Source organism: Salinivibrio kushneri, assembly GCF_005280275.1.
GTDB classification, from domain to species: Bacteria; Pseudomonadota; Gammaproteobacteria; order Enterobacterales; family Vibrionaceae; genus Salinivibrio; species Salinivibrio kushneri.
In genome coordinates this window covers 2,814,830-2,840,906 of record NZ_CP040021.1, presented here as the reverse complement: position 1 = coordinate 2,840,906, position 26,077 = coordinate 2,814,830, and the positions used below count along the sequence as shown (strand labels likewise).

Here is a 26,077-nt window from a genome sequence, read left to right as displayed (position 1 = left end):
GTTTGACTCCACGCAGTTGTACCGAAAAGAGAAAGGCTTCAATGGTACTCCTGTCGCGTCCAGATCGCTACCCACACGATCCCGAAATCAGTGAATAAGATCCGAGTTATTCACATAGATCCCACAGAAATACGCAAGATCGCCACAACAAACCCATGTTTTACTCACAAGAACAGGATCAGATTGGCCAATGATCCTGTTCTTTCCTTGTGCATAATCTTAAGCAATATCGGGGTTATCCCCTGTTTTACGCGAAAAATGCGGTGCATAAGTTATGACTCATAACAAGAAGGTATTTCTCGCGAGCCGCTGCCACCCTCTATATTACGCACCTTATCAATATCGATGTGGTTACTACGGAGCTTTTCATGACTAAATGGTTCATCAACGCCTTGCTCAGCGTGAGCATGATTCTCACTGCCCCCGCCTTTGCTTCTGAAACAGTAAAAGTGGGCATGTCTGGCCGCTACTTTCCGTTTACCTTTGTTAAACAAGACCAGCTGCAAGGCTTTGAGGTTGATTTGTGGGATGAGATTGGCGCGCGCAACGACTACGATGTTGAGTATGTCACCGCTAACTTCTCAGGACTGTTTGGTCTATTACAAACCGGCCGTATCGATACGATTTCAAACCAAATCACCATCACCGATGAGCGCCAGGCGAAGTACCTGTTCACTGACCCGTATGTGGTGGACGGCGCACAAATCACGGTTCGTAAAGGCAATGATGCCATTAACGCGGTCGCCGATCTGAAAGGCAAAACCGTGGCCGTTAACTTAGGCTCGAACTTTGAGCAGCTACTACGTGAACATTCAGCCGCTGATGACATCAACATCAAAACCTATGAAACCGGGATTGAACACGATGTGGCCCTGGGCCGTGCCGACGCCTTTATTATGGATCGCCTCTCCGCACTGCAATTGATCAAAGAGTCAGGTCTGCCCCTACAATTAGCAGGACAACCTTTTGAAACCATTGCCAATGCATGGCCGTTTGTCGACTCAGAGCGTGGTCAACGCTTACGTGATGAAGTCAATGCTGCGCTAAACGCGATGCGTGAAGACGGCACCTTGGCGGATATCTCAACCAAATGGTTTGGTGGCGATATCACTAAAAAGTAAGTGTTTACTTTCATTTAATAAGCCCGCGTTGGCGGGCTTTTTTGTTTAAAGGTCAATCATGGCGTTCGATTTTGATTACATGGCCTCCTTGTTTCCCCCGCTACTGCGTTATTTGGGGATTACCATGGAGATGGCTGTACTGGGCCTCATCTTCGCGCTCGCCCTCGCCGTGGCGATTGCACTGATCCGCGTGTTTCGCATTCCTTTACTCAATGGCTTAGCGCAAGTGTTTATCAGCTTCTTCCGCGGCACGCCGTTATTGGTGCAGCTGTTTTTGCTTTATTATGGCCTCCCTCAGGTGATCCCCGCCTTGGTAGGGATGGAAGCCTTTACCGCCGCTGTCATCGGTATCAGCCTGCACTTTTCTGCCTATATGGCCGAGTCAATCCGCGCCGCCATTACCGGCGTGGATCGTAGTCAGATGGAAGCCAGTCTGGCGGTGGGCATGACCACCCGCCAAGCGATGCAACGTATCATCTTGCCGCAAGCGGTGCGTATCGCCCTGCCATCCTTGATGAACTACTTTATCGATATGATTAAAGCCACGTCACTCGCCTTTACCCTAGGGGTTGCGGAAATCATGGCACAGGCGCAAATGGAAGCGTCATCCAGCTTCAAGTTCTTTGAAGCTTACTTAGCGGTGGCACTCATCTATTGGGCGGTGGTCGTAGCATTGACACGCGTTCAGTATTGGGCAGAGGCACACCTTAATAAGGCGTATCAACGATGATAAAGATAGAGAAGCTCAAAAAAATCTATCAAGGGGTAGCGGTGCTTGACGGCATCGATCTCACTATCGACCGAGGCGAAATAGTTTGCATTATTGGCCCTAGCGGCACCGGCAAGTCCACCTTGTTGCGTTGCATTAACTTTCTCGAGCGCGCCGAGCAAGGGATCATCAAAATCGGGGAACAAGGCGTTGATAGCGGCAACATGGCCACCCGTAAGCAGGATATTCTGGCGTTGCGGCGTCAAACCGGCTTTGTTTTCCAAAATTATGCGTTATTTGCTCACCTCAATGCCCGTGACAACATTGCCGAAGGGCTACGCACCGTTAAGGGATGGGCGAAATACAAAGCCCGTGAGCGTGCCCAGCAAATCCTCGATGATATTGGCCTTGGCGATAAAGGAGATCATTACCCGGCCTCTTTATCCGGTGGACAACAGCAACGGGTTGGCATCGGCCGGGCGATGGCGCTGGAGGCTGAGCTGCTGCTGTTTGATGAACCCACGTCTGCCCTGGATCCAGAATGGGTTGGCGAAGTCTTGGCATTGATGAAAAAGCTCGCGACTCGCCACCAAACCATGCTGGTGGTCACCCATGAGATGCAGTTTGCTCGCGATGTGGCGGATCGGGTGGTCTTTATGAACGACGGCCACATTATTGCCCAAGGGACACCGAATTGGTTATTTAACCAATGCGACGATCCTCGTTTGCATAAGTTTTTGAATCAAGTCGGGATCACCCCCTAGTCTCCGATCGCTTGGGATCGATCCTTGCGATCTGTGCCTAAGCGCTTATAATTCACCGCCCGGAGTGGCGTCGGTTAGTGATTGACTAATCGTTAGTCAATGGCTACAATCCGCCCTCTTTGTTGAGAGGCGTCGGAGACAAGCCTAGTGCTACCCTCCCACGTCGGGTTAACAAACCTAACACTGATCAGTAATAAAGGTAGAAACCATGAAACGCACTTTTCAACCTTCAGTTCTAAAGCGTAAGCGCACTCACGGTTTCCGTGCGCGCATGGCGACTAAGAACGGCCGTAAGGTCATTGCCGCTCGCCGTGCGAAAGGCCGCAAGCAGCTTTCTAAATAATCCGCAGTGATTTGTGAATAAGCTCGCTTATCCTCGGGAGTTACGTCTGCTAACTCCCGAACATTTCAGTGCCGTCTTCCAGCAACCGCATCGCGCAGGTTCGCCGCACTTAACTATACTCGCCAGAAATAATCCACTCGGCCATCCACGTCTCGGTCAAGCTGTACCGAAAAAGCAAATCAAACTTGCTGTTGATCGCAACCGCTTTAAACGTGTGGTCCGCGAAAGCTTTCGTTTACGTCAACATCAACTGCCGGCGAAAGACTTTGTGGTGATCGCGAAAAAAAGTGCCAACAATCTGAGCAATCAAGCGCTACGAGACGAATTGGACAAGTTATGGCAACGTTTGTCGCGACCGCCGCGCAAAAAGCGCTCATCGCGCTGATTCGGGGATACCAACTGGTCATCAGTCCATTAATTGGACCACGATGCCGGTTTACACCAACCTGCTCTCACTACGCCATCATGGCGATTCAATCCCATGGTGTGATAAAAGGGTGTTGGTTGGCAGGCAAACGTCTATTAAAATGCCACCCTTTGAATGATGGCGGCTACGATCCTGTACCGCCTTGCGACCACCATAACAGAGACAATTAACAATGGATTCCCAACGCAATATCCTGTTGATTGCCCTATTGTTCGTTTCTTTCATGCTCTACATGGAATGGAACAAACCAGATTCCCCGCAACCGCAGGGACAGGGCGTTGAGCAGCAGCAAACCACTCACAGTGACGTGCCAAGCAGCAATGACGGTGATACCACGTCTCTTGATGCACAGCCTGTCTCTGACAAGCTTGTCACCATCAACACTGACGTTTTAACACTGAAAATTGATACGCAAGGCGGTGATGTTGTCCACGCCGAGCTCCCGCAATATGATGCCGAGCTGGATTCTGACAATGCCTTCACGCTGTTGCACAGCAAACCTGATCATACCTTTGTGGCACAAAGCGGCTTAATTGGTGCGGACGGCATCGATACGGCTGAGGGTCGCGCACAATACCAGGTGACGCAAAACAACTTCTCGCTCTCAGACGATCAAGACACCTTACGAGTGCCAATGACGGTTGAGAAAGATGGCATTACCTATACCAAAACCTTCGTGTTTGAGCGTGGTAGCTATGCGGTGGATGTTGAACACACTATCAACAACCAAACCGACAACAATGCCAGTGTCACCATGTATACCCAGCTAAAGCAAAACTTGCTGGACGATGGCGGCAGCTTGACCATGCCAACCTATCGCGGTAGCGCCTACTCCACTGACGACAAGCGTTACGAGAAGTACAGCTTTGATGATATGCAAAGCAAAAACCTGAACGTGACGTTTAACCAAGGTTGGGCCGCGATGATCCAGCACTACTTTGCTACCGCGTGGATCCCACGGGCGGACAATAATGTGCTGAGCACCCGTACCACGGCGCAATACGGTTATATCCAAACCAAGACTCGCGATACCATTGCCGCTGGCACCAGCAAGACGCTGACAGCCACCTTATGGGTTGGCCCTAAACTGCAAGAGCAAATGGCCGCGGTGGCACCAAGCTTGGATTTGGTGGTCGACTACGGCTGGCTGTGGTTTATCGCTAAACCGCTGCACTGGTTGCTCTCCACCATCCAAACCTTTGTGAGTAACTGGGGTCTGGCTATCATTATGCTGACCTTCATCGTCCGTGGTGCCATGTATCCGCTGACCAAAGCGCAGTACACCTCAATGGCCAAGATGCGCATGCTACAGCCTAAGCTGCAAGAGATGAAAGAGCGTATCGGTGACGATCGTCAGCGCATGAGCCAAGAGATGATGGAGCTCTATAAGCGTGAGAAGGTCAATCCACTTGGGGGCTGTTTACCGCTTGTCCTACAAATGCCGATTTTCATTGCTTTGTACTGGGCGTTGATGGAATCGGTAGAATTGCGTCATGCGCCGTTCTTTGGCTGGATTCAAGACTTGTCGGCACAAGACCCATACTATGTGCTGCCGCTGTTGATGGGCGCATCCATGTTCCTGATCCAGAAGATGAGCCCGACCACGGTCACCGATCCGATGCAGCAGAAGATCATGACCTTTATGCCTGTGGTCTTTACGTTCTTCTTCTTGTTCTTCCCATCTGGCCTGGTTCTATACTGGCTGGTATCGAACGTGGTCACGCTTATCCAACAGACCTTGATTTACAAGTCGTTGGAGAAAAAAGGCCTGCATTCACGCTCGTAACTCAGGCCGTGTCACGTAATAATGAAAAGGCGACCCGGCGGTCGCCTTTTTGTCGTTTATGGCCTTCGGGCCTGTTATTGAATTAAAGAGTGTGCATTATGGCTCAAACCGACACAATTGTGGCGCAAGCCACTGCAACAGGCCGCGGCGGCGTGGGGATTGTCCGCGTGTCTGGCCCGCTCGCCCATGAAATTGGTACAAAAATGACGGGGCGCGAGTTAGTGCCACGTCGTGCGGATTATTTGCCCTTTCTCGATCAGGAAGGTCAACCTATCGATCAGGGCATTGCCTTATTCTTTAAAGGCCCTCACTCGTTCACAGGCGAGGATGTGCTTGAACTTCAAGGCCATGGTGGCCCCGTGATCATGGACATGCTTATTCAGCGTATCAGTGCCTTTTCTGGGGTGCGTGCCGCACGACCCGGTGAGTTCTCCGAGCGCGCGTTTTTAAACGACAAACTGGATTTAGCCCAAGCTGAAGCCATTGCCGACTTGATTGATGCCAGCTCCGAGCAAGCCGCCCGCTCGGCCTTACAATCGCTACAAGGTGCCTTCTCTAGTCAGGTGAATACGCTGGTGGAAAAAGTGATTCACCTGCGTATTTACGTTGAAGCGGCGATCGACTTTCCCGATGAAGAAATTGACTTTCTCTCTGATGGCAAGGTTGCCAGCGACCTTAACCATATTATCAAGCACCTTGCCACACTGCGTAAAGAAGCCAATCAAGGGGCAATCATGCGTGAGGGAATGAAAGTGGTGATCGCAGGCCGCCCCAACGCCGGCAAATCAAGCCTATTAAACGCCTTGTCAGGAAAAGATAGCGCGATTGTCACGGATATCGCCGGAACCACGCGGGATGTCTTGCGTGAGCACATACATATTGACGGTATGCCGTTGCACATTATTGATACCGCCGGACTGCGCGATACCGCTGATGAAGTCGAACGGATTGGTGTCGAGCGGGCGTGGGATGAAATCGCGCAAGCTGACCGCGTGTTGTTTATGGTTGATGGCACCACTACTGACGCGACCCACCCTGCAGAGATCTGGCCAGATTTCGTCTCCCGTTTACCCGAAGCCATGGGCATGACAGTGATCCGCAATAAAGCGGATATGACCGACGAACCAATGGGGCACAGCGATACCAGTGATCCGGCACTCATTCGTTTAAGCGCCAAAACCGGTGAAGGGATGGATGCACTGCGTCAGCATCTTAAAGCCTGTATGGGCTACGCAGGGGGCAGTGAAGGCGGCTTTATGGCACGTCGTCGCCACTTGGATGCCTTGGCCAACGCGGCTTACCACTTAGAGATAGGCCAGGCTCAGCTTGAGGGGTTTATGGCCGGCGAGATTTTGGCAGAAGAATTACGCCTTACTCAGCAACACCTCAATACCATCACCGGTGAGTTCAGTGCCGATGATTTGCTGGGGAAAATCTTTTCATCATTTTGTATCGGTAAATAATTATCCCCAACCTGATCACGGGATCCTTCCACTAAGGATCCCTTGTAATGCCTCGCCTGATCGCCTTTATCCTCACTGTTCGATCCTAAGTTATCCACGTAGTTTTCACCATGATCAGCTACGCTTTAACCAGGTGTGGATGGAGGTAGTATGCTAGCAAGTTTTAATCCGATCTTATCGATAGGCCTGAGTGAACATAATCAACTGATGCGGCATCAGATCCGTATGACCAATCTACTCACGGTGATTTGCGTGGTCGGCACGCTCATTTTCTCCACCATGTACTGGCTTGCTTTCCAACTCCCTATCGCGGCTTGGCATAACGTCAGTTACGCCTTTTTGTACGCGGCAACTTGGCTGTTGATGTGGTCAGGACGCTGGTATATCGCCCGGTACTATCTTTTTTTTATGTTTTTTGCCCAGCAGTTCATCATGTCTTACTGGGTGTTTGCGGCGCAAAGCCAAAACGAACTCTTGTTACTGGTCTCACCCACTATCGTGTTATTGCTGTTTGATCCCAATGAGCGTTTGGCGCGCTACGGGTTGTCACTGACGGCCATCGGCTTAATGTTTTCCATCCAGGTGTTACCCACGCCCGACCCCTTGGTGAATCTTTCCAGCCTAAATAGCAAAACGATTTACCTCAGCATCGTTCTGATATTTATTGCCTTGTCAGTGATATTAATGGACTTCTATCTCCATGATCTCTACACCCTCAACCGGCAGGCACGGCAGTACATTCAGCGTGAGCCCTTAGCGCAAACTTGGAATGCCACCCAGTTTTATCGCCGGTTGAGCACAGAATGCCAATCATCAACCGATAAACCTATCGCTATCCTTTGTATTAATATTGACCACTTTCAGTCTTTTAATATGCAACAGGGTCACCATATTGGCGATCAAAGCTTACAATTCCTTGCTGGCTTACTGGATCGTCACCTACCACACGATGCGCTACTGAGCCGCACTCACGCCGATCAATTTTTGGTCATGCTAAAAGAAAATGATTGCGCCGATGCGCCAAAATGGGCGGTTAAATGTCATCACGCCATTGAAGAGACACCATTTACTTTTCATGGCGGTGCTCATGCATTCACCGCCTCGATAGGCATCGTTCAACACTTTTCCGGGAACGCTAAAGCGATCAGCTTGATTGACCAAGCCTGCCAAGCCATGACGGAGGCGAAGCAAGCAGGGGGCAATCAATGTGTCTGCCAACTTAGCCAAATGACGGTTAGCCAAGCGGTTTAAGCGGTGATTGACTCCTTGCAATAAGGCCGAAATACTAGGGACGACAACCTTAACGACGAGGAACGTATGGCAACTATCACCATTATTACCGGTAGCACCTTAGGCGGCGCTGAATACGTTGGCGATCACCTCTCTGATCTTTTACAAGCCAAAGGCCACCAGACTCACGTGATCAATGAAGGGATCATAGACGATGTACTCAGTGCCAGCACCTTACTTGTTATTACCTCAACCCATGGCGCCGGCGACTTTCCAGACAGCATCGCTCCTTTGATGGAACAATTACTCGCCGAGCGCCCGATGCTGCGTGATGTTCACTATGGCGTGGTGGGGATTGGTGACTCGAGTTATGACACCTTTTGTGAAGCCGGGATGAAGGCCGATGCGCTACTGCAAGATTTAGGCGCGATCAAAATCGGCGAACGGATTGATATCGACATTCAAGCACATCCGGTCCCTGAAGATGAAGCTGAGCGTTGGTTAGCGGACTGGGAACCGCTTCTCCATACGATTAACTGAACAAAAAACACCCAACCAGACTGTGGATAACTAAGGAATAACCCAGTGATCTTCCTTTAGTTATCCATTTAATACTTTTCACTCCCTACCCCCTATGTGGATAACTACCTATTTTGATCCCAGGTGATACAGGATCGGATCCAAGGCCACCCACAAAAAGTGATCGTTGTAAGATCTTTGATCTCAATGATCTTTTTTGAGTTATCCACTAAGATCCCTTTCCCTAATAGTAGATCTAATAAAAGATCTATATAAAGATCTTATATATATAAAGCCAATGCGCTTTAACGATCCGGATCAAGGTTTGGTTCCCTGTTGGCAGAAAAAGCGCTAGAATGTCGCCCCTTTTGCTTAGTTCATGCGCAAACACTTAACCAGGTTGAGGCTTTAATCATGTTTTACCAGGATCACTTTGACGTCATCGTTGTGGGTGGTGGCCATGCTGGTACCGAAGCGGCGCTGGCCGCCGCACGGATGAATCAACGAACACTATTGTTGACCCACAACATCGACACCTTGGGACAGATGTCGTGTAACCCTGCCATTGGCGGGATCGGGAAAGGACACCTGGTAAAAGAAATTGATGCCTTGGGTGGTGCCATGGCACAAGCCATTGACAAAGGCGGGATCCAATTTAGAACATTGAATGCGTCTAAAGGCCCGGCCGTACGAGCCACCCGTGCCCAAGCTGATCGTGCGTTGTACAAAGCGGCGATCCGCCACACCTTAGAAAATACACCGAACCTTTCTTTGTTCCAGCAAGCCGTGGTGGATCTGATCGTCGAGCAGGATCGTGTCACTGGCGTAGAAACAGAAATGGGGTTGAAGTTCAGCGCGACCACAGTGGTGCTCACTGTCGGAACCTTTTTGGGTGGGAAAATCCATATCGGTATGGATAATTACTCAGGAGGCCGTGCGGGCGATCCTCCATCGAATAAACTGGCTGATCGTTTGCGTGCGTTACCCTTCCGTGTAGACCGACTGAAAACCGGTACTCCCCCACGCATTGACGCCCGTTCAGTGGACTTTTCTGTGATGCAAACCCAACATGGTGATACCCCTTGTCCGGTATTTTCATTTATGGGGAATGTCCACCAGCATCCGGAACAAATCCCGTGCTATATCACCTATACCAACGAAAAAACCCATGACGTTATCCGCGAAAATCTCTCTCGCAGCCCAATGTATGCGGGAGTTATCGAGGGGATAGGTCCACGTTATTGCCCGTCAATTGAAGACAAAGTGATGCGGTTTGCTGACAAAGATAAACACCAGATCTTTGTTGAACCAGAAGGGTTGACCAGCAACGAGTTGTATCCCAACGGGATCTCCACCAGCTTACCGTTTGACGTGCAAATGGGCATTATTCAATCGATCAAAGGGTTTGAAAACGCTAAAGTGATCCGCCCTGGCTATGCGATCGAGTACGATTTCTTTGATCCACGCGATCTCAAGCAGACCCTAGAAACTAAATTCATCGATGGCTTGTTCTTCGCGGGACAAATTAACGGCACCACCGGTTATGAAGAAGCCGGTGCACAAGGTTTGCTTGCCGGGTGTAATGCCGCGTTGCAAGCGCAAGGCAAAGAGGGCTGGAGTCCGCGCCGCGATCAAGCCTACATGGGTGTATTGATCGACGATCTCTCCACTATGGGTACCCAAGAGCCTTACCGTATGTTCACTTCTCGCGCGGAGTACCGCTTGTTGCTGCGTGAAGATAACGCCGATATGCGTTTGACCGAAAAAGGGCGCGAGCTTGGTCTGGTCGACGACGCTCGCTGGGCACGTTTTAACCAGAAAATGGAAAACATGGAACAAGAGCGTCAGCGTCTGCGTGGTACGTGGATCCATCCACACTCGGACGATGTCACTGCACTTAACGCCATGTTAAAAACACCGTTAGCGCGTGAAGCCAATGGCGAAGATTTGCTGCGTCGTCCCGAGCTGCGTTATCACGATATTGTGTCTTTGCCGACATTTGGTCCGGCGCATGATGATGCACAAGCGAGTGAGCAAGTTGAAATCCAAGTAAAATATGCCGGTTACATCGACCGTCAGCAGGATGAAATCGCCAAGTCGCAACGTCATGAACACACGGCACTGCCCACTGACCTTGATTACGAGCAAATCAAAGGCTTGTCTAATGAAGTGAAAGGAAAGCTTGCCGATGCACGCCCGGAAACCGTCGGCAAAGCGTCTCGCATTTCTGGCGTGACCCCCGCGGCGATCTCCATTTTGCTCGTGCACTTGAAAAAGCAAGGCATGCTGAAGAAAGGGGCATAAATGGAATCACAATTAACGCAAGGGCTTGCCAAGGCAGGCCTGGCTTTGTCGTCACAACAACAGGCGCAGCTTCTCGCGTATGTGCGCCTGTTAAACAAATGGAACAAAGCGTACAACCTGACATCGGTCCGTCGTCCGGAAGACATGGTGGTGAAACATATTCTCGATAGTTTGGTTGTTTCGCCCCATCTTGACGGCGATCATTTTATCGATGTAGGGACAGGTCCAGGATTACCAGGTATTCCTCTGGCTATCGCGAATCCGGATAAACACTTCACCTTGCTAGACAGTTTAGGCAAACGGATTCGTTTTATTCGCCAAGTGTTGCACGAGCTCGAGATAGACAATGTCACGCCGGTGCAAAGCCGTGTCGAGGATTTTACTCCCGATGATGGCTTTGATGGCGTATTGAGCCGGGCGTTTGCGTCGATGAACGATATGGTGAGCTGGTGCCAGCATCTTCCTCATGCTGAGGGATATTTTTACGCGCTGAAAGGGCAAGTGGACCAGCAGGAGCTGGATGCCTTGCCTGCCGCTTGTTCTGTGACCGATATCAAAGCTTTGAAGGTACCGGGATTGGAAGGGGCGCGTCATCTAGTAATCTTGAGAGCAAAGAGTAACGAATAGAGGTCGAGAGCACGTGGGTAAAGTTATCGCGGTAGCAAACCAGAAAGGCGGCGTGGGGAAAACCACCACCAGTGTCAACCTTGCAGCGTCACTGGCTGCCACTAATCGTAAGGTGCTACTGATTGATTTAGACCCACAAGGTAACGCGACCATGGCCAGTGGGGTGGACAAATACGATGTGCATGCCACCGCCTACGATCTTTTAATTGAAGACACACCGTTTGAGCAAGTTGTGGTGGACGATACGGCAGGCAGCTATCACCTGATCGCCGCCAATGGCGACGTGACTGCGGCAGAAATTAAGCTGATGGAAGTGTTCGCTCGCGAAGTGCGCCTGCGCACCATGCTGGAGCCTGTGGTGGACCGTTATGATTATATTTTTATCGACTGCCCACCATCGCTTAACTTGCTGACGATTAACGCAATGACCGCTGCTAACTCTGTGTTGGTTCCTATGCAGTGTGAGTACTTTGCCCTAGAGGGGTTAACCGCATTGATGGATACCATCAGCAAGCTGGCCAGTGTGGTCAACGCTGAGCTTCACGTGGAAGGGGTGCTGCGCACCATGTACGATCCGCGTAACCGATTAGCGACCGAAGTATCGGATCAGATCAAAAAACACTTCGGTGATAAGGTGTATCGTACGGTGATTCCTCGCAACGTGCGGCTTGCGGAAGCGCCAAGTCATGGCCGACCTGCCATGTACTACGACAAATTATCGAGCGGTGCCAAAGCCTACCTCGCCCTTGCGGGTGAAATCTTGCGTCGCGAAGAGCAAGCACGCTCCTCGCCTGACGCTGTCAATGCCTGAGGAAAACAATGAATTCAGCGAAACGCGGTCTTGGAAAGGGCCTGGATGCCTTGTTGGCGACCAGTGCACATGCACAGTCATCCACCCAAGCTTCCCCTGAGTCCACCAATACGAGTAACAGCGAATTGCAGCAGTTGCCCGTTACTGCGTTGGATCCCGGTCAGTATCAGCCACGTCAAGATATGGCTGAAGAGGCACTGGAAGAATTAACCGAGTCCATCCGCGCGCAAGGTATTATTCAGCCTTTGGTGGTCCGTCAAGTGGCAGCCGGACGCTATGAAATCATTGCCGGTGAGCGTCGCTGGCGTGCCGCTAAGCAAGCAGGGCTTAACAATGTGCCCTGCTTGGTGCGCGAGATGAGCGATAAGGTCGCCAGTGCGGTGGCCTTGATTGAGAACATTCAGCGCGAAAACCTCAATGCGATGGAAGAAGCCCAGGCATTGGCGCGCTTAGTTGACGAATTTGAGCTGACTCACCAACAGTTGGCGGAGTCACTCGGTAAATCCCGGACCACCATTAGTAACCTACTGAGGTTAAATGGGTTGGAATCGGGGGTGCGGCAGCTGCTGCTTAACAAACAACTCGAGATGGGTCACGCACGTGCCCTGCTGGCGTTAGAAGGCGACGCACAAATCGATGCGGCGCTGACCGCCGTCAACAAAAAGATGACGGTTCGCCAGATAGAAAAACTAGTAAAAAAGATGCTTTCGCCGCCTGTTGAGACGGAAAAGCCTAAATCGTCACCTGAGGTTGAAGCGCTCCAGCAGCGTTTAGGGGACAAATTAGGGGCCAGCGTCGCATTAACACAACAGAAAAACGGCAGTGGGAAATTGGTGATTAATTTTGAAGAATCCGAAAAATTAGCGCAAATTCTTGCAATTTTCGACGAAGAAATGTGACCTATGCCATTCGCTTTTTGTTACATAAAAGCGCTTACTGTGATCAGGTTACTCTGTTGTAAAATTTTCCCCGCTTTTTTACATCGATGCGATTGCATTAGTTGGGGCGAAACGTATAATTTTTGCTGTTTTCCCAGCACGGCAACAGTGCTAAGTGGAACGGAATCGAGGAACAAATACATGGTATCGACGCTCGCGCGGCCGGGTCGTGAAATCGCGACAAAATTGGTGCTTTTGCAAGCTGGCGTCGTATTAGCAACGGCAATCGTGATGGCACTTGCTATCAATGTCGACTGGGGAAAATCCGCGCTGATCGGTGGAGGCATCTTTGTGGTTGCCAATGCTGCGTTTGCGGCGTGTGCTTTCCTTTTTAGTGGGGCCAGAGCGGCGAAATTCGTGGTGGCGTCCTTCTTTAGCGGTGAAGTGTTGAAAATTTCACTGACTGTCGTCTTGTTTGTCCTTGCTTACCTGTATGTCGAGGTGGAATTGCTTCCCCTCAAACTGGCCTATTTGCTGGCATTAGGGATTAATATCCTCGCGCCAGTTTTATTCATTAACAACAACAAATAGGATGAGTTATGGCTGCGTCAGGTGATGCGCTTACACCGTCTGGCTATATCACTCACCACCTGACACACTTGTCAAGCGGTGAGGGGTTTTGGGCGGTTCACATTGATAGCCTGTTTTTCTCTGTCCTCATCGGTATTGTCTTCCTAGGCCTTTTCCGATCGGTGGCAAAGAAAGCATCGACAGGTGTCCCGGGTAAGTTTCAGTGCTTCGTTGAGATCTTGGTTGAGTTCGTTGATGACAACGTCCGCGAAACCTTCCATGGACGAAACCCACTGATCGCACCTTTGGCCCTGACTATCTTCGTCTGGATATTCTTGATGAATACGATGGACTTAATTCCTATCGATTTTCTACCGTATCCGGCGGAACATTGGTTAGGCATTCCTTACTTGAAAGTGGTGCCAACTGCAGACGTAAATATCACCCTTGCGATGGCGCTGGGCGTGTTCTTCTTGATGATTTTCTACAGCATCAAGATCAAAGGTGTGAGTGGCTTTGCCAAAGAGCTGGCGCTACACCCGTTCAATCACCCTATCATGATTCCGTTCAACCTCCTGTTGGAGATAGTCTCGCTGCTGGCGAAGCCTATTTCTCTCGGGATGCGTCTGTTCGGTAACATGTTTGCCGGTGAGGTGGTATTTATTCTTATCGCGGCCTTGTTGCCGTGGTGGGCGCAATGGCTGGGCTCTGTGCCGTGGGCAATCTTCCACATTCTAGTCATTACGATTCAAGCCTTTGTCTTTATGATGTTGACCATCGTGTATCTCTCGCAGGCACACGAAGACTCAGATCATTGATGACATTTTTTAGAAAGCAATTTGTTAGTCATTATTGGCTCAAAGCCGACAACGAAAACTGGAGATAGTGATGGAAACTTTATTGAGCTTTTCTGCAATTGCCGTGGGCATCATTGTAGGTCTTGCTTCCCTTGGTACTGCGATTGGTTTCGCCCTGCTGGGTGGTAAATTCCTTGAAGGTGCAGCACGTCAACCTGAGATGGCTCCTATGCTGCAAGTTAAGATGTTCATCATCGCGGGTCTTCTCGATGCGGTTCCAATGATCGGTATCGTAATTGCACTGCTGTTCACGTTCGCGAACCCATTCGTAGGTCAACTGTAAACTGGCTAATAGCTGAACAGACCCTTTAGCTTATGATTAAGGAGGCGCCGTTGTGAATATCAACGCAACTCTGCTAGGCCAGGCAATCGCGTTCACTATCTTTGTGTGGTTCTGCATGAAATATGTATGGCCACCATTGATGCAAGCGATTGAAGAGCGTCAGAAAAAAATCGCTGACGGTCTCGCGGCGGCTGATCGCGCCGCCAAAGACCTGGATTTGGCCCAGGCGAATGCTTCTGATCAATTGAAAGAAGCGAAGCGCAACGCAACTGACATTATCGAGCAGGCCAATAAGCGCAAAGCACAGATCCTCGATGAGGCACGTGCTGAAGCGGCTGCTGAGCGCGACAATATCCTCAATCAGGGTAAAGCCGAGCTAGAAGCCGAGCGTAACCGTGCTCGCGATGAGCTGCGTAAGCAAGTTGCATCGCTCGCTGTTATTGGTGCCGAGAAAATTATTGAGCGCTCTATTGATGAGAACGCTCATAAAGATCTTCTCGATAAAATCACTGCAGAACTGTAACAAGGAGGGGCAGCAATGTCTGAACTGACAACACTCGCTCGCCCCTACGCGAAAGCAGCCTTTGATTTTGCGGTAGAAAAAGGCGAGTTAGCTCAATGGGCTGAAATGCTCGCCTTTACTGCTGAGATTGCCCGTGATGAACGTGTTCAACATATGTTGGACGCCTCTTTCTCTGCCGACACATTGGCAGAGATGTTCATCACAGTTGGCGGTGATCAGCTCAATGGTTTTGGTCAAAACCTGATTAAGGTGATGGCCGAAAACAAGCGCTTAAAAGCTCTTCCTGAGGTTTGTGAGCAGTTCCTAGCGATGCGTTTGGAACTGGAAAAAGAAGTTGAAGTTCAAGTGATTTCAGCGACGGCTCTTTCCGAAGAGCAACAACAAGCCATCAGTGACAAGCTCGCCGCGCGTCTTGAGCGCAAAGTAAAGCTGAACTGTAGTGTAGACGAAACCCTGGTTGCCGGGGTTATTATTCGAGCTGGAGACTTGGTCATCGATAACTCAGTAAGTGGCCGTATGCGCCGCCTGAGCGATGCATTGCAGTCTTGATTTGGGGAATTGGAGCATGCAACTTAATTCCACGGAAATTAGCGATTTGATCAAACAACGCATCGAGAAATTCGACGTTGTGAGTGAAGCGCGCAACGAAGGTACCATCGTGTCAGTCAGCGACGGTATCATTCGTATTCACGGCCTTGCTGATGCGATGCAAGGTGAAATGATTGAACTGCCTGGCAACCGCTATGCACTAGCATTGAACCTTGAGCGTGACTCAGTCGGTGCGGTTGTAATGGGTCCATACTCGGACCTGCAAGAAGGCATGAAGGTAACGGGTACGGGTCGTATCCTCGAAGTACCTACTGGCCCTGAACTGCTGGGCCGCGTGGTGAACACTCTGGGTGAGCCGATTGATGGTAAAGGGCCTATCGAGGCAAAAACCACATCGCCAGTCGAAGTGATTGCGCCAGGTGTTATTGCACGTCAATCGGTTGATCAGCCTGTACAAACGGGCTATAAGGCGGTCGACTCGATGATCCCTATCGGCCGAGGCCAGCGTGAGCTGATCATCGGTGACCGTCAAACCGGTAAAACCGCACTGGCTATCGATGCGATCATCAACCAGAAAGATTCTGGTATTTACTCTATCTACGTTGCGATCGGCCAAAAAGCATCGACCATTGCCAACGTGGTTCGCAAATTAGAAGAGCATGACGCACTGAAAAACACCATCGTGGTCGTGGCGTCGGCCTCTGAAGCGGCTGCCCTACAGTACCTCGCGCCTTACGCGGGTTGTGCAATGGGTGAGTACTTCCGTGACCGCGGTGAAGATGCACTGATTGTCTACGATGATTTGTCTAAGCAAGCCGTTGCTTACCGTCAGATCTCGCTATTGCTGCGTCGTCCACCAGGTCGTGAAGCCTTCCCAGGTGATGTTTTCTATTTGCACTCGCGCCTACTTGAGCGTGCGGCACGTGTTAACGCTCACTATGTCGAAGAGTTCACTCAAGGTGAAGTGAAAGGTCAAACCGGTTCGTTGACCGCCCTGCCTATCATTGAAACGCAAGCCGGTGACGTGTCGGCGTTCGTACCGACCAACGTTATCTCGATCACCGACGGTCAGATCTTCCTGCAAACCGAGCTGTTTAACGCAGGTATCCGCCCGGCGGTTGACCCAGGTATTTCGGTGTCGCGTGTGGGTGGCTCTGCACAAACCAAGATCATGAAAAAACTGTCAGGCGGTATTCGTACAGCTCTAGCACAGTATCGTGAGCTTGCCGCGTTTGCGCAGTTCTCTTCTGATCTGGATGACGCAACCAAGAAGCAATTGGATCACGGTCAGAAAGTGACCGAGCTGATGAAGCAGATGCAATACGCACCTATGTCTGTGTTCGAGCAGGCACTGGTGATCTTTGCGGCTGAAAAAGGCTACTTGGAAGATGTTGAGCTGAACAAGATCGGTGACTTTGAACGTTCCCTGCTGGCCTTTGCGAAGAGCCAGTACGCTGACCTGGCTGCTCAAATTGAAGAGTCTGGTGCTTACAACGATGACGTTGAAGCACAGCTGAAAAAGCTGTTGGATGACTTCAAAGCGACCCAGACTTGGTAACACGTAGGTGACCACTTCGGTGGTCGCCCACTAATGGAGAGTAACTATGGCCGGCGCAAAAGAGATTCGTAATAAGATCGGAAGTGTGAAAAACACACAGAAGATCACTAAAGCGATGGAAATGGTGGCAGCCTCCAAAATGCGTAAAACGCAAGAAGCCATGGAGTCGTCACGTCCATACGCTGTCACTATGCGCAAAGTGATCGGTCATCTTGCACTGGGTAACTTGGAGTACCGCCATCCGTATTTGGAAGAGCGGGAAGCCAAGCGCGTTGGTTACATCATCATTTCTACTGACCGCGGACTGTGTGGTGGCTTGAACATTAACTTGTTCAAAAGTGTCATCAACGATATGGAAAGTTGGAGCCAAAAAGGTGCCGAAATCGATATGGCACTGATTGGGGCGAAAGCCACCGCTTTCTTTAACAGTTATGGCGGCAATGTAGTGGCACAAACTGCTGGTCTGGGTGACACCCCAGTACTGGAAGACCTCATCGGTACCGTTGGGGTGATGCTGAAAAAATATGATGAAGGTGAGCTGGACCGCTTGTACCTAGTTTTCAACAAATTTGAAAATACCATGGTACAGACCCCAGTGATCGATCAATTGCTGCCTTTGCCAAAGTCAGACGACGAGGAGATGCAGCGCAGCCACGCTTGGGATTATATCTATGAACCTGAGCCGAAGCCGTTGCTCGATACCTTGTTGGTTCGCTATGCCGAATCGCAAGTGTATCAAGGTGTGGTAGAGAACCTCGCCAGTGAGCAAGCGGCACGTATGGTGGCAATGAAAGCTGCGACCGATAATGCGGGGAATCTGATTGATGATCTGCAGTTGGTCTACAACAAAGCCCGTCAGGCTGCGATCACCCAGGAGCTGTCAGAAATTGTTTCTGGCGCGAGTGCGGTGTAAAGGCAAGGGTTAACGAACTAGTTTAGAGGAATAACGATGGCTACAGGTAAGATCGTTCAGATCATCGGTGCGGTAGTCGACGTAGAGTTTCCACAAGACGCAGTACCTAAGGTATACGATGCGTTGAATGTGAAACGTGAAGGCGAGCGTCTGGTGCTGGAAGTTCAGCAGCAGCTTGGTGGTGGCGTCATCCGTGCCATCGCAATGGGCTCATCTGATGGTCTGCGTCGTGGAATCGAAGTAGAAAATACAGGTAAAGCAATCGAAGTCCCTGTGGGTGAAGCCACACTGGGACGTATCGTCAACGTGTTGGGTGACGCGATTGATGAGCGTGGCGATCTGGGTGAGAAAGAGCGTTACTCTATCCACCGTGAAGCGCCAAGCTATGAAGAGCAGTCAAGTGCAACCGAACTTTTGGAAACCGGTGTGAAGGTTATCGACCTGATTTGCCCGTTTGCGAAAGGGGGTAAAATCGGTCTGTTCGGTGGTGCGGGTGTTGGTAAGACCGTTAACATGATGGAGCTTATCAACAACATCGCATTGCAACACTCAGGTCTGTCTGTTTTCGCAGGTGTCGGTGAGCGTACTCGTGAGGGTAATGACTTCTACTACGAAATGCAGGAAGCCGGTGTTGTAAACATCGAGAACCCAGAAGAATCGAAAGTGGCCATGGTCTATGGTCAGATGAACGAGCCACCAGGTAACCGTCTGCGTGTTGCACTGACCGGCCTGACCATGGCGGAAAAATTCCGTGATGATGGCCGTGATGTACTGCTGTTCATCGATAACATCTATCGTTACACCCTTGCGGGTACCGAAGTATCCGCCCTGTTGGGTCGTATGCCATCAGCGGTAGGCTATCAGCCAACGCTGGCGGAAGAGATGGGTGTACTGCAAGAGCGTATTACCTCAACCCGTACTGGATCTATCACCTCGGTACAGGCGGTTTACGTGCCTGCGGATGACTTGACTGACCCGTCACCAGCCACCACCTTTGCCCACTTGGATGCAACGGTAGTATTGTCACGTAACATCGCGTCTATGGGTATGTACCCAGCGATCGACCCATTGGACTCTACATCACGTATGTTGGATCCTCTGGTTGTTGGTCAAGACCACTATGATGTGGCGCGTGGCGTACAGTCTGTCCTTCAGCGTTATAAAGAGCTGAAAGACATCATTGCTATCCTGGGTATGGATGAGCTGTCTGAAGAAGATAAAATGACGGTTGCACGTGCACGTAAGATTGAGCGTTTCTTAACGCAGCCTTACCACGTCGCCGAAGTCTTCACCGGCCAGCCAGGTGTTTATGTTTCGCTGAAAGATACCATTGCAAGCTTCAAAGGCCTGCTAAGTGGTGAGTACGATGATATCCCAGAGCAGGCATTCCTGTACTGCGGTAGCATTGAAGAAGTGCTCGAAAAAGCGAAAAACCTGTAAGGCTTGAGTAGGAGGCGATATGGCAGCGATAACCTTCCATCTGGATGTGGTCAGTGCAGAGCGACAATTGTTCTCTGGTCGTGCTGAGCATATTCAGGTGACCGGTAGCGAAGGTGAACTGGGTATTCACGCAGGACACACACCGCTGCTGACCGCTATCACGCCTGGCATGGTTCGCATCGTCAAACAAGGCGGTAGCGAAGAGATTATTTATCTTTCTGGTGGCACGCTTGAAGTGCAGCCTGGCACAGTCACTGTGCTGGCTGACACCGCAATTCGTGGTGAAGAACTGGACCAAGCTAAGGCGGAAGAAGCGAAGCGCCGCGCTGAGGATAAAATCCACAATCAGCATAAAGACGTCGACTTTGCTCAAGCGGCCAGTGACCTGGCTAAGGCGATTGCGAAGCTTCGAGTGATCGAGCTGACCAAGCACAAGCGTTAATCAGGCACTTACGGTGAGAATAAAAGCGACGCTTCGGCGTCGCTTTTTTATTGCCTGCAAAGGCCACCTTGCAGGCTGTGATTCGCGTGAAAGCTAAAACGCGTTACACTAAGGGCAACTTAATAGACAAGCCTCTCTTTTATCACGGAAAGACTATGCAATACAGTGCAGTTATTCTCGCGGCCGGTAAGGGCACGCGTATGTATTCACAAACCCCTAAGGTGCTTCATACCCTAGCGGGTAAACCAATGGTTGAGCACGTTATCGATACCTGTCACGGCCTTGGCGCCTCGCAAATCCATTTGGTTTATGGCCATGGTGGCGACACTATGCAGCGCGTTTTAGCTCACACACCGGTGAACTGGTGCTTGCAAGCGGATCAATTGGGCACCGGCCATGCCGTGCAACAAGCCGCGCCGCATTTTGCTGATGATGAGCAAGTGTTGGTGCTGTATGGCGATGTGCCCTTGATTTCAGAGCAAACCTTAACCCGTTTGCTTGAAGGGCAGCCTGAAGGCGGGATTGGTTTATTAACTGTGCATCAGGACGATCCGACTGGTTACGGCCGTATTGTGCGTGATAACGGGGAAGTGGTCGCGATTGTTGAGCAAAAAGATGCCACTGACAGCCAGCTTGCCATCACTGAAATTAATACGGGTGTGCTGGTGGCCACTGGGCGTGACTTGCGCCATTGGTTATCGCAACTTGATAACAACAACGCGCAAGGCGAGTTTTATCTCACCGATGTGATCGCGCTGGCACATCAACAAGGCCGCTCGATTCAAGCCGTCCATCCTGTAAGTGCGGTGGAAGTGGAAGGGGTGAATAATCGCCTTCAGCTTTCGCGCCTTGAGCGAGAATACCAAAAAATGCAGGCTGAACAGTTGTTGCTCAGTGGTGTGATGCTCAAAGATCCCACCCGTTTTGACTTGCGTGGTCAGCTGCAATGTGGGCAGGATGTGACCATCGACGCCAATGTGATTATTGAAGGCAGTGTCACCTTAGGCGATAACGTGACTATCGGTGCTGGCAGTGTACTGGTAGATTGCGAGATTGACGATAATACATTGGTACGCCCGTACAGCGTGATAGAAGGGGCCAGTGTTGGAGAAGACTGCACGGTTGGTCCGTTCACGCGTTTGCGTCCCGGCGCCGAGATGGCGCGCGATGCCCACGTGGGCAACTTTGTCGAGATGAAAAAGTCTCACTTAGGTGAAGGCTCCAAAGCCAATCATCTGACATATCTGGGTGATACCGAGGTAGGACGCGGCGTGAATATTGGTGCCGGCGTGATCACCTGTAATTACGATGGCGCCAATAAACATAAAACCGTGATTAAAGATAATGCCTTTATTGGTTCGGATTCTCAGCTGGTAGCGCCGGTAGTGATTGGCGAAGGGGTGACTGTCGGGGCAGGCAGTACCATCAGCAAAGATGTCGCTGATGGTCAACTTATCATCACTCGTGCTAAACCCAGAACAATTGAGGCTTGGCAACGGCCGAAAAAAAAGTAGAATATTGACTGTTGAGCGCGCACAAGCCGCTTTTTAGCTTGAAAGGCGAAAAGTTGTGCGGTTGGTAAAATCAGGTGTTGACTCCCGATAAAAACCAGCCTATTATGCGCGCCTCAGTTGGGGTATCGCCAAGCGGTAAGGCAACGGGTTTTGATCTCGTCATTCCCAGGTTCGAATCCTGGTACCCCAGCCAACGCGTCCGTAGCTCAGCTGGATAGAGTACCTGGCTACGAACCAGGCGGTCGGAGGTTCGAATCCTCCCGGACGCGCCATCTTTCTTCAGCTACCATGAAGTCAGATGAACAACTTGGAATGCGGAAGTGGCGGAATTGGTAGACGCACCAGATTTAGGTTCTGGCGCCGCAAGGTGTGAGAGTTCAAGTCTCTCCTTCCGCACCATTATTAAAACATGTGGCATTAAGCGGCATGAAAATTGGGGTATCGCCAAGCGGTAAGGCAACGGGTTTTGATCTCGTCATTCCCAGGTTCGAATCCTGGTACCCCAGCCACTTTAGGTTGGCTACGTAGCTCAGTTGGTTAGAGCACATCACTCATAATGATGGGGTCACAGGTTCGAATCCCGTCGTAGCCACCATTATTCCGATTTGTTGCTAACGCAGTAAATCGCACCGATTTGCGGCGGTGGCGGAATTGGTAGACGCGCTAGCTTCAGGTGCTAGTGTCCGAAAGGACGTGAGGGTTCAAGTCCCTCCCCCCGCACCAAGACAATTGATATTCGGCCCGCCCGCCGGTGTATCATATAAATTTGCGGAAGTGGCGGAATTGGTAGACGCACCAGATTTAGGTTCTGGCGCCGCAAGGTGTGAGAGTTCAAGTCTCTCCTTCCGCACCATATTAAGCCCATCAGCATTCGCTGGTGGGCTTTTTTCGTTATTGCTCTACGCTGAATCATCCTCTTCTCTGTTTTGCCACACTTTTTCCCTCATTATCTTGATCTTTGTTTTGTTTGCTCTACCATAAGTTTCGAATCGAAACTTGGTTGTTATATGTCGAAACGAAATACTCAGCAACGGCGCCATACCATCGTTACTTTGCTCACCGAGCAAGGCCAAGTGAGTGTCGACGCGCTCTCGCAACGTTTTGAAACCTCAGAGGTGACTATTCGCAAAGATCTCGCGGAGCTGGAGAAAAATGGCCTATTGCTGCGCCGTTACGGTGGAGCGGTACCCGTGCCACAAGAAATGGTGTCGGAGCATGCGGTCAAGGTATCGAAAAAAAAGCAAAGTATTGCCGATGCGGCCGCGGCGCGCATTCGTGACCATAACCGGGTTGTGGTAGACAGTGGTACCACGACGGCCGCTTTGATCCCTTTGCTGGATAAGAAACGTGGCTTGGTGGTGATGACCAACTCGCTACAGGTGGCCAATGCCATTCGTGAACTCGAGCACGAGCCAACCCTGCTGATGACCGGCGGCACTTGGGATACCCATTCTGAATCGTTTCAAGGCCAAGTGGCCGAACAAACCTTACGTGCCTACGACTTTGACCAGCTTTTTGTCGGTGCCGATGGCATTGATGTGGCACGTGGGACGACGACTTTTAACGAGATGACGGGTCTGACGCGGGTGATGGCGGAGGTCGCGCGTGAGGTGGTGGTGATGATTGAGTCGGAGAAAATCGGGCGTCGGATCCCCAACCTAGAGCTTGCGTGGTCGAGCATCGACACCCTGATCACCGACAGTTTGCTGGATGATGATCTTAAACACGCCATAGAACAAACCGGCACAGATGTGATCTGTGCTGACCAGTAATAAGACCAGTAAGGAAAGACTATGTGTGGAATTGTAGGGGCGGTCGCTCAGCGTGATGTCGCCGAGATTTTAGTAGAGGGGCTGCGTCGCCTTGAATATCGCGGTTACGACTCGGCCGGGGTCGCGATCACCGATTCGGCAACCGGGCAGCTCACTCGTGTGCGCCGGCTGGGTAAAGTGGCTGCATTGTCAGACGCGGTGGCCGAGACCAATCCTACCGGTGGTACCGGCATCGCGCATACACGTTGGGCCACCCATGGCGAACCCAGTGAGGCGAACGCCCATCCACATATGTCTGGCGAGCGCATTGCTGTGGTACACAATGGCATTATTGAAAACCACCAAATGCTGCGTGAACAATTACAAGCGCGGGGTTATCAATTCCATTCGCAGACCGACACTGAAGTGATTGCGCATTGGGTTGATTGGGAGCTTAAGCAATCCTCTGATTTGCTTGAGGCATTCCAACGCACGGTGAGTCAGCTTGAAGGGGCATACGGTACCGTGGTGATGGATAAAAATCAGCCAGAGCGCTTGATAGCCGCGCGTTCGGGTAGCCCACTAGTGATTGGTTTGGGGATTGGCGAAAACTTTCTCGCCTCGGATCAGTTGGCGCTGCTCAATGTCACGCGTCGCTTTATCTATCTCGAAGAAGGGGATGTGGCCGATATCTCTCGCCGCGAGGTGACCATTTATAATCAAGAAGGCACACCGGTAGAGCGCGAGGTGCATGAAGCCAGTGCTCAGTACGATGCGGCGGATAAAGGCCAATATCGCCACTATATGCAAAAAGAGATTTATGAGCAGCCCACCGCGCTCACCAACACCATGGAAGGCCGGTTAGGCAGCGACCATGTGATTGTCGATGCCATCGGTAATGGGGCCAGCGATATTCTCGCTAAAGCACAGCATATTCAAATCATCGCCTGTGGCACCTCGTACAATGCGGGCATGGTCGCGCGTTATTGGTTTGAATCGCTGGCAGGCGTCAGTTGTGATGTGGAGATTGCCTCGGAGTTTCGCTATCGCCAGTTTGTCACCCGTCCTAATAGCGTGCTGATTACCTTGTCGCAGTCTGGCGAAACGGCCGACACGCTAGCGGCGCTGCGTTTAGCCAAGGAGCGTGGCTATATGGCCACCATGGCCATTTGCAACGTGGCAGGCTCATCGTTGGTACGTGAATCCGATTTGGCCTTTATGACGCGCGCGGGCGCAGAAATTGGCGTGGCCTCGACCAAGGCCTTTACCACCCAGCTGTCTGCGCTGCTGATGCTGGTCACCGCGCTAGGTAAAATGCAGGGATCGATTGGTCGTGACCAAGAACGTGAGATTGTCGATGCTTTGCATCACCTGCCTTCAAGCATCGAGCAAGCGTTGACCTTTGATAAAGCGATTGAGCAACTCGCGGAAGATTTTGCCGACAAGCATCACTCTCTGTTCTTAGGGCGTGGCGAGTTTTATCCGATTGCCGTAGAAGCCGCGCTTAAACTCAAAGAGATCTCGTACATTCACGCGGAAGCCTATGCCGCGGGTGAACTAAAACACGGCCCATTGGCGCTGATTGATGCCGATATGCCAGTGATTGTGATTGCCCCCAATAACGAGCTGTTGGAAAAGCTCAAATCCAATATCGAAGAAGTGCGCGCCCGTGGTGGCCAGCTCTACGTGTTTGCCGATCAAGACGCCGGCTTTACACCAGAAGAAGGCATGAAAATTATCGCCATGCCACACGTGGATGACATCATCGCCCCCGTGTTTTACACCATCCCGATGCAGCAATTGTCGTATCATGTGGCCTTGATTAAAGGCACGGACGTCGATCAACCTCGTAACCTTGCTAAAGCCGTCACTGTTGAGTAAACCTGCCCAATAATCACCACGCTCTGACCAGGAGCGTGGTTGATCTTTTATCAATTACTGTCCTCTTTCTACAAAAATGCGATCTGCATAGGATTTATTGCAAAATGCAAATCATTTTGCATTTAATCTCAGGCATGGCGTCTGGAAAATTAAACAGAACGCCATTCTGGTTTTTAAGTTGTTGAATATCTTGGTTTTTGTTGGTGTCCAATAACTTGGCCTACATTGTGCATACTCAGGGTATAACGACTAACATCGACCAGTTATAGAGAGGAAGCAATGATTGACTCTAAAACCCAAGTAGCAAAACGCATCAAAGAAGCGCGTGAGTGGAAAGGCATCACCCAAGTAAAAATGGCCAAGCTGCTTAATGTGGCCCGTCAAACCTACTTAGATATCGAAAATGGTAAAACAGAACCGCGTGTTCGTATGCTTTCCAACATTGCTGAGCTGACTGAGCGCCCATTGGTATGGTTTGTCTACGGTGACGAAGATGTCGAAATGCACGATGTTCAGTATAAGCAAGATGTGAACCGCCTGCTTGAGCATTTCTCTCGCTTACCGCACGAAGCCCGTACTGCGATCTTAAACCAAAGCGTGAACATGGCTTCGTTCTTGGTGAACTATTCAAAGGCGGCCCAGCGCGCATAAAAAGACTGCCTGCTCGACTAGATAGGCAGGTGAGTGCTTGCTTACTGAGGTAGGCATCAAAAGCGTAGTGTCACACTATCGGTGTGCGCCACCATGATACGCCTGCCGAGCCATGCATAATGCAGGGGTGGTGTTGTGACGGGCTGTGTTTAATACAGCTCGG

27 protein-coding genes and 7 tRNA genes are annotated in these 26,077 nt (G+C 50.8%); all 34 read left to right on the top strand.

Going from position 1 to position 26,077, the window contains the following annotated elements; translation table 11 throughout:
• The first annotated feature begins 368 nt into the window (after positions 1–368).
• The 34 genes from FCN78_RS13120 (at position 369) to FCN78_RS12955 (ending at position 25,914) form a co-directional block, all read left to right on the top strand.
• Entirely contained in the window at positions 369–1,121 is a 753-nt protein-coding gene (locus FCN78_RS13120) for an amino acid ABC transporter substrate-binding protein (RefSeq protein ID WP_069362319.1), read from the top strand.
• Positions 1,122–1,179: 58 nt separating this feature from the next.
• Positions 1,180–1,851, top strand: coding sequence for an amino acid ABC transporter permease (locus tag FCN78_RS13115; protein WP_077659776.1), 672 nt, complete (start codon positions 1,180–1,182; stop codon positions 1,849–1,851).
• The gene (locus FCN78_RS13110) at positions 1,848–2,594 is read left to right on the top strand and encodes an amino acid ABC transporter ATP-binding protein (RefSeq protein ID WP_077659777.1); all 747 of its coding nucleotides are present in this window, start codon (positions 1,848–1,850) and stop codon (positions 2,592–2,594) included. The genes FCN78_RS13115 and FCN78_RS13110 overlap by 4 nt, the downstream gene beginning before the upstream one ends.
• Before the next feature lie 208 nt (positions 2,595–2,802).
• Positions 2,803–2,937, top strand: a complete 135-nt coding sequence (gene rpmH, locus FCN78_RS13105) for a 50S ribosomal protein L34 (protein WP_025672864.1) — start codon at positions 2,803–2,805, stop codon at positions 2,935–2,937.
• Positions 2,938–2,950: 13 nt separating this feature from the next.
• Positions 2,951–3,322 (top strand): ribonuclease P protein component, encoded by a 372-nt coding sequence (gene rnpA, locus FCN78_RS13100; protein ID WP_046074850.1) that lies wholly within the window; start codon positions 2,951–2,953, stop codon positions 3,320–3,322.
• Entirely contained in the window at positions 3,274–3,534 is a 261-nt protein-coding gene (yidD, locus tag FCN78_RS13095) for a membrane protein insertion efficiency factor YidD (RefSeq protein ID WP_077456636.1), read from the top strand. Before rnpA ends, yidD begins: the two co-directional genes overlap by 49 nt.
• Positions 3,535–3,536: 2 nt before the next feature.
• A complete protein-coding gene (gene yidC / locus FCN78_RS13090) occupies positions 3,537–5,150 on the top strand; it encodes a membrane protein insertase YidC (RefSeq protein ID WP_069362322.1) in 1,614 nt (537 codons plus the stop codon).
• 98 nt (positions 5,151–5,248) lie between these two features.
• Positions 5,249–6,613 carry a tRNA uridine-5-carboxymethylaminomethyl(34) synthesis GTPase MnmE gene (mnmE, locus tag FCN78_RS13085; RefSeq protein ID WP_077659778.1) on the top strand — a complete coding sequence of 455 codons (1,365 nt, stop codon included), beginning with the start codon at positions 5,249–5,251 and terminating at the stop codon, positions 6,611–6,613.
• 150 nt (positions 6,614–6,763) lie between these two features.
• Positions 6,764–7,864, top strand: coding sequence for a GGDEF domain-containing protein (locus tag FCN78_RS13080; protein ID WP_077523110.1), 1,101 nt, complete (start codon positions 6,764–6,766; stop codon positions 7,862–7,864).
• A gap of 66 nt (positions 7,865–7,930) precedes the next feature.
• On the top strand, positions 7,931–8,383 hold the full coding sequence (gene mioC / locus FCN78_RS13075) for an FMN-binding protein MioC (RefSeq protein WP_069362325.1): 453 nt from the start codon (positions 7,931–7,933) through the stop codon (positions 8,381–8,383).
• Between the two features lie 393 nt (positions 8,384–8,776).
• Entirely contained in the window at positions 8,777–10,666 is a 1,890-nt protein-coding gene (mnmG, locus tag FCN78_RS13070) for a tRNA uridine-5-carboxymethylaminomethyl(34) synthesis enzyme MnmG (protein ID WP_069362326.1), read from the top strand.
• Complete coding sequence (gene rsmG / locus FCN78_RS13065) at positions 10,667–11,293, top strand: 16S rRNA (guanine(527)-N(7))-methyltransferase RsmG (RefSeq protein ID WP_077651038.1); 627 nt, start codon at positions 10,667–10,669, stop codon at positions 11,291–11,293.
• 13 nt (positions 11,294–11,306) lie between these two features.
• Positions 11,307–12,104, top strand: a complete 798-nt coding sequence (locus tag FCN78_RS13060) for a ParA family protein (protein WP_069362328.1) — start codon at positions 11,307–11,309, stop codon at positions 12,102–12,104.
• Positions 12,105–12,112: 8 nt separating this feature from the next.
• Complete coding sequence (locus tag FCN78_RS13055) at positions 12,113–13,003, top strand: ParB/RepB/Spo0J family partition protein (protein ID WP_069362329.1); 891 nt, start codon at positions 12,113–12,115, stop codon at positions 13,001–13,003.
• Between the two features lie 180 nt (positions 13,004–13,183).
• Entirely contained in the window at positions 13,184–13,573 is a 390-nt protein-coding gene (locus FCN78_RS13050) for a F0F1 ATP synthase subunit I (protein ID WP_069362330.1), read from the top strand.
• 8 nt (positions 13,574–13,581) lie between these two features.
• The gene (gene atpB / locus FCN78_RS13045; RefSeq protein WP_046074858.1) at positions 13,582–14,370 is read left to right on the top strand and encodes a F0F1 ATP synthase subunit A; all 789 of its coding nucleotides are present in this window, start codon (positions 13,582–13,584) and stop codon (positions 14,368–14,370) included.
• A 70-nt stretch (positions 14,371–14,440) separates the two neighbouring features.
• Complete coding sequence (gene atpE, locus FCN78_RS13040) at positions 14,441–14,692, top strand: F0F1 ATP synthase subunit C (RefSeq protein ID WP_025672872.1); 252 nt, start codon at positions 14,441–14,443, stop codon at positions 14,690–14,692.
• Between the two features lie 52 nt (positions 14,693–14,744).
• Positions 14,745–15,215, top strand: a complete 471-nt coding sequence (gene atpF, locus FCN78_RS13035; RefSeq protein WP_046074859.1) for a F0F1 ATP synthase subunit B — start codon at positions 14,745–14,747, stop codon at positions 15,213–15,215.
• 15 nt (positions 15,216–15,230) lie between these two features.
• Positions 15,231–15,764, top strand: a complete 534-nt coding sequence (gene atpH, locus FCN78_RS13030; protein WP_069362331.1) for a F0F1 ATP synthase subunit delta — start codon at positions 15,231–15,233, stop codon at positions 15,762–15,764.
• A 16-nt stretch (positions 15,765–15,780) separates the two neighbouring features.
• The gene (gene atpA / locus FCN78_RS13025; RefSeq protein ID WP_069362332.1) at positions 15,781–17,322 is read left to right on the top strand and encodes a F0F1 ATP synthase subunit alpha; all 1,542 of its coding nucleotides are present in this window, start codon (positions 15,781–15,783) and stop codon (positions 17,320–17,322) included.
• 46 nt (positions 17,323–17,368) lie between these two features.
• Positions 17,369–18,235, top strand: a complete 867-nt coding sequence (gene atpG, locus FCN78_RS13020) for a F0F1 ATP synthase subunit gamma (RefSeq protein WP_077458596.1) — start codon at positions 17,369–17,371, stop codon at positions 18,233–18,235.
• 36 nt (positions 18,236–18,271) lie between these two features.
• Entirely contained in the window at positions 18,272–19,675 is a 1,404-nt protein-coding gene (atpD, locus tag FCN78_RS13015) for a F0F1 ATP synthase subunit beta (RefSeq protein WP_069362334.1), read from the top strand.
• Between the two features lie 19 nt (positions 19,676–19,694).
• Positions 19,695–20,117: a F0F1 ATP synthase subunit epsilon gene (locus tag FCN78_RS13010; protein WP_046074864.1), complete on the top strand. Its 423-nt coding sequence runs from the start codon at positions 19,695–19,697 to the stop codon at positions 20,115–20,117.
• A gap of 155 nt (positions 20,118–20,272) precedes the next feature.
• A complete protein-coding gene (glmU, locus tag FCN78_RS13005) occupies positions 20,273–21,631 on the top strand; it encodes a bifunctional UDP-N-acetylglucosamine diphosphorylase/glucosamine-1-phosphate N-acetyltransferase GlmU (protein WP_077650189.1) in 1,359 nt (452 codons plus the stop codon).
• A gap of 118 nt (positions 21,632–21,749) precedes the next feature.
• Positions 21,750–21,824: transfer RNA gene (locus FCN78_RS13000), tRNA-Gln, on the top strand.
• Between the two features lie 2 nt (positions 21,825–21,826).
• Positions 21,827–21,903: transfer RNA gene (locus FCN78_RS12995), tRNA-Arg, on the top strand.
• 42 nt (positions 21,904–21,945) lie between these two features.
• A tRNA-Leu gene (locus tag FCN78_RS12990) sits at positions 21,946–22,030 on the top strand.
• Between the two features lie 35 nt (positions 22,031–22,065).
• Positions 22,066–22,140, top strand: a tRNA-Gln gene (locus FCN78_RS12985).
• Positions 22,141–22,149: 9 nt separating this feature from the next.
• Positions 22,150–22,226: transfer RNA gene (locus tag FCN78_RS12980), tRNA-Met, on the top strand.
• A gap of 41 nt (positions 22,227–22,267) precedes the next feature.
• Positions 22,268–22,354 (top strand) — tRNA-Leu (locus tag FCN78_RS12975).
• Positions 22,355–22,399: 45 nt separating this feature from the next.
• Positions 22,400–22,484 (top strand) — tRNA-Leu (locus FCN78_RS12970).
• Positions 22,485–22,638: 154 nt separating this feature from the next.
• Complete coding sequence (locus tag FCN78_RS12965; protein WP_069362336.1) at positions 22,639–23,403, top strand: DeoR/GlpR family DNA-binding transcription regulator; 765 nt, start codon at positions 22,639–22,641, stop codon at positions 23,401–23,403.
• Between the two features lie 21 nt (positions 23,404–23,424).
• Complete coding sequence (gene glmS / locus FCN78_RS12960; RefSeq protein ID WP_069362337.1) at positions 23,425–25,263, top strand: glutamine--fructose-6-phosphate transaminase (isomerizing); 1,839 nt, start codon at positions 23,425–23,427, stop codon at positions 25,261–25,263.
• Positions 25,264–25,542: 279 nt separating this feature from the next.
• Positions 25,543–25,914 (top strand): helix-turn-helix transcriptional regulator, encoded by a 372-nt coding sequence (locus tag FCN78_RS12955; protein ID WP_021022741.1) that lies wholly within the window; start codon positions 25,543–25,545, stop codon positions 25,912–25,914.
• Positions 25,915–26,077: the final 163 nt, after the last annotated feature.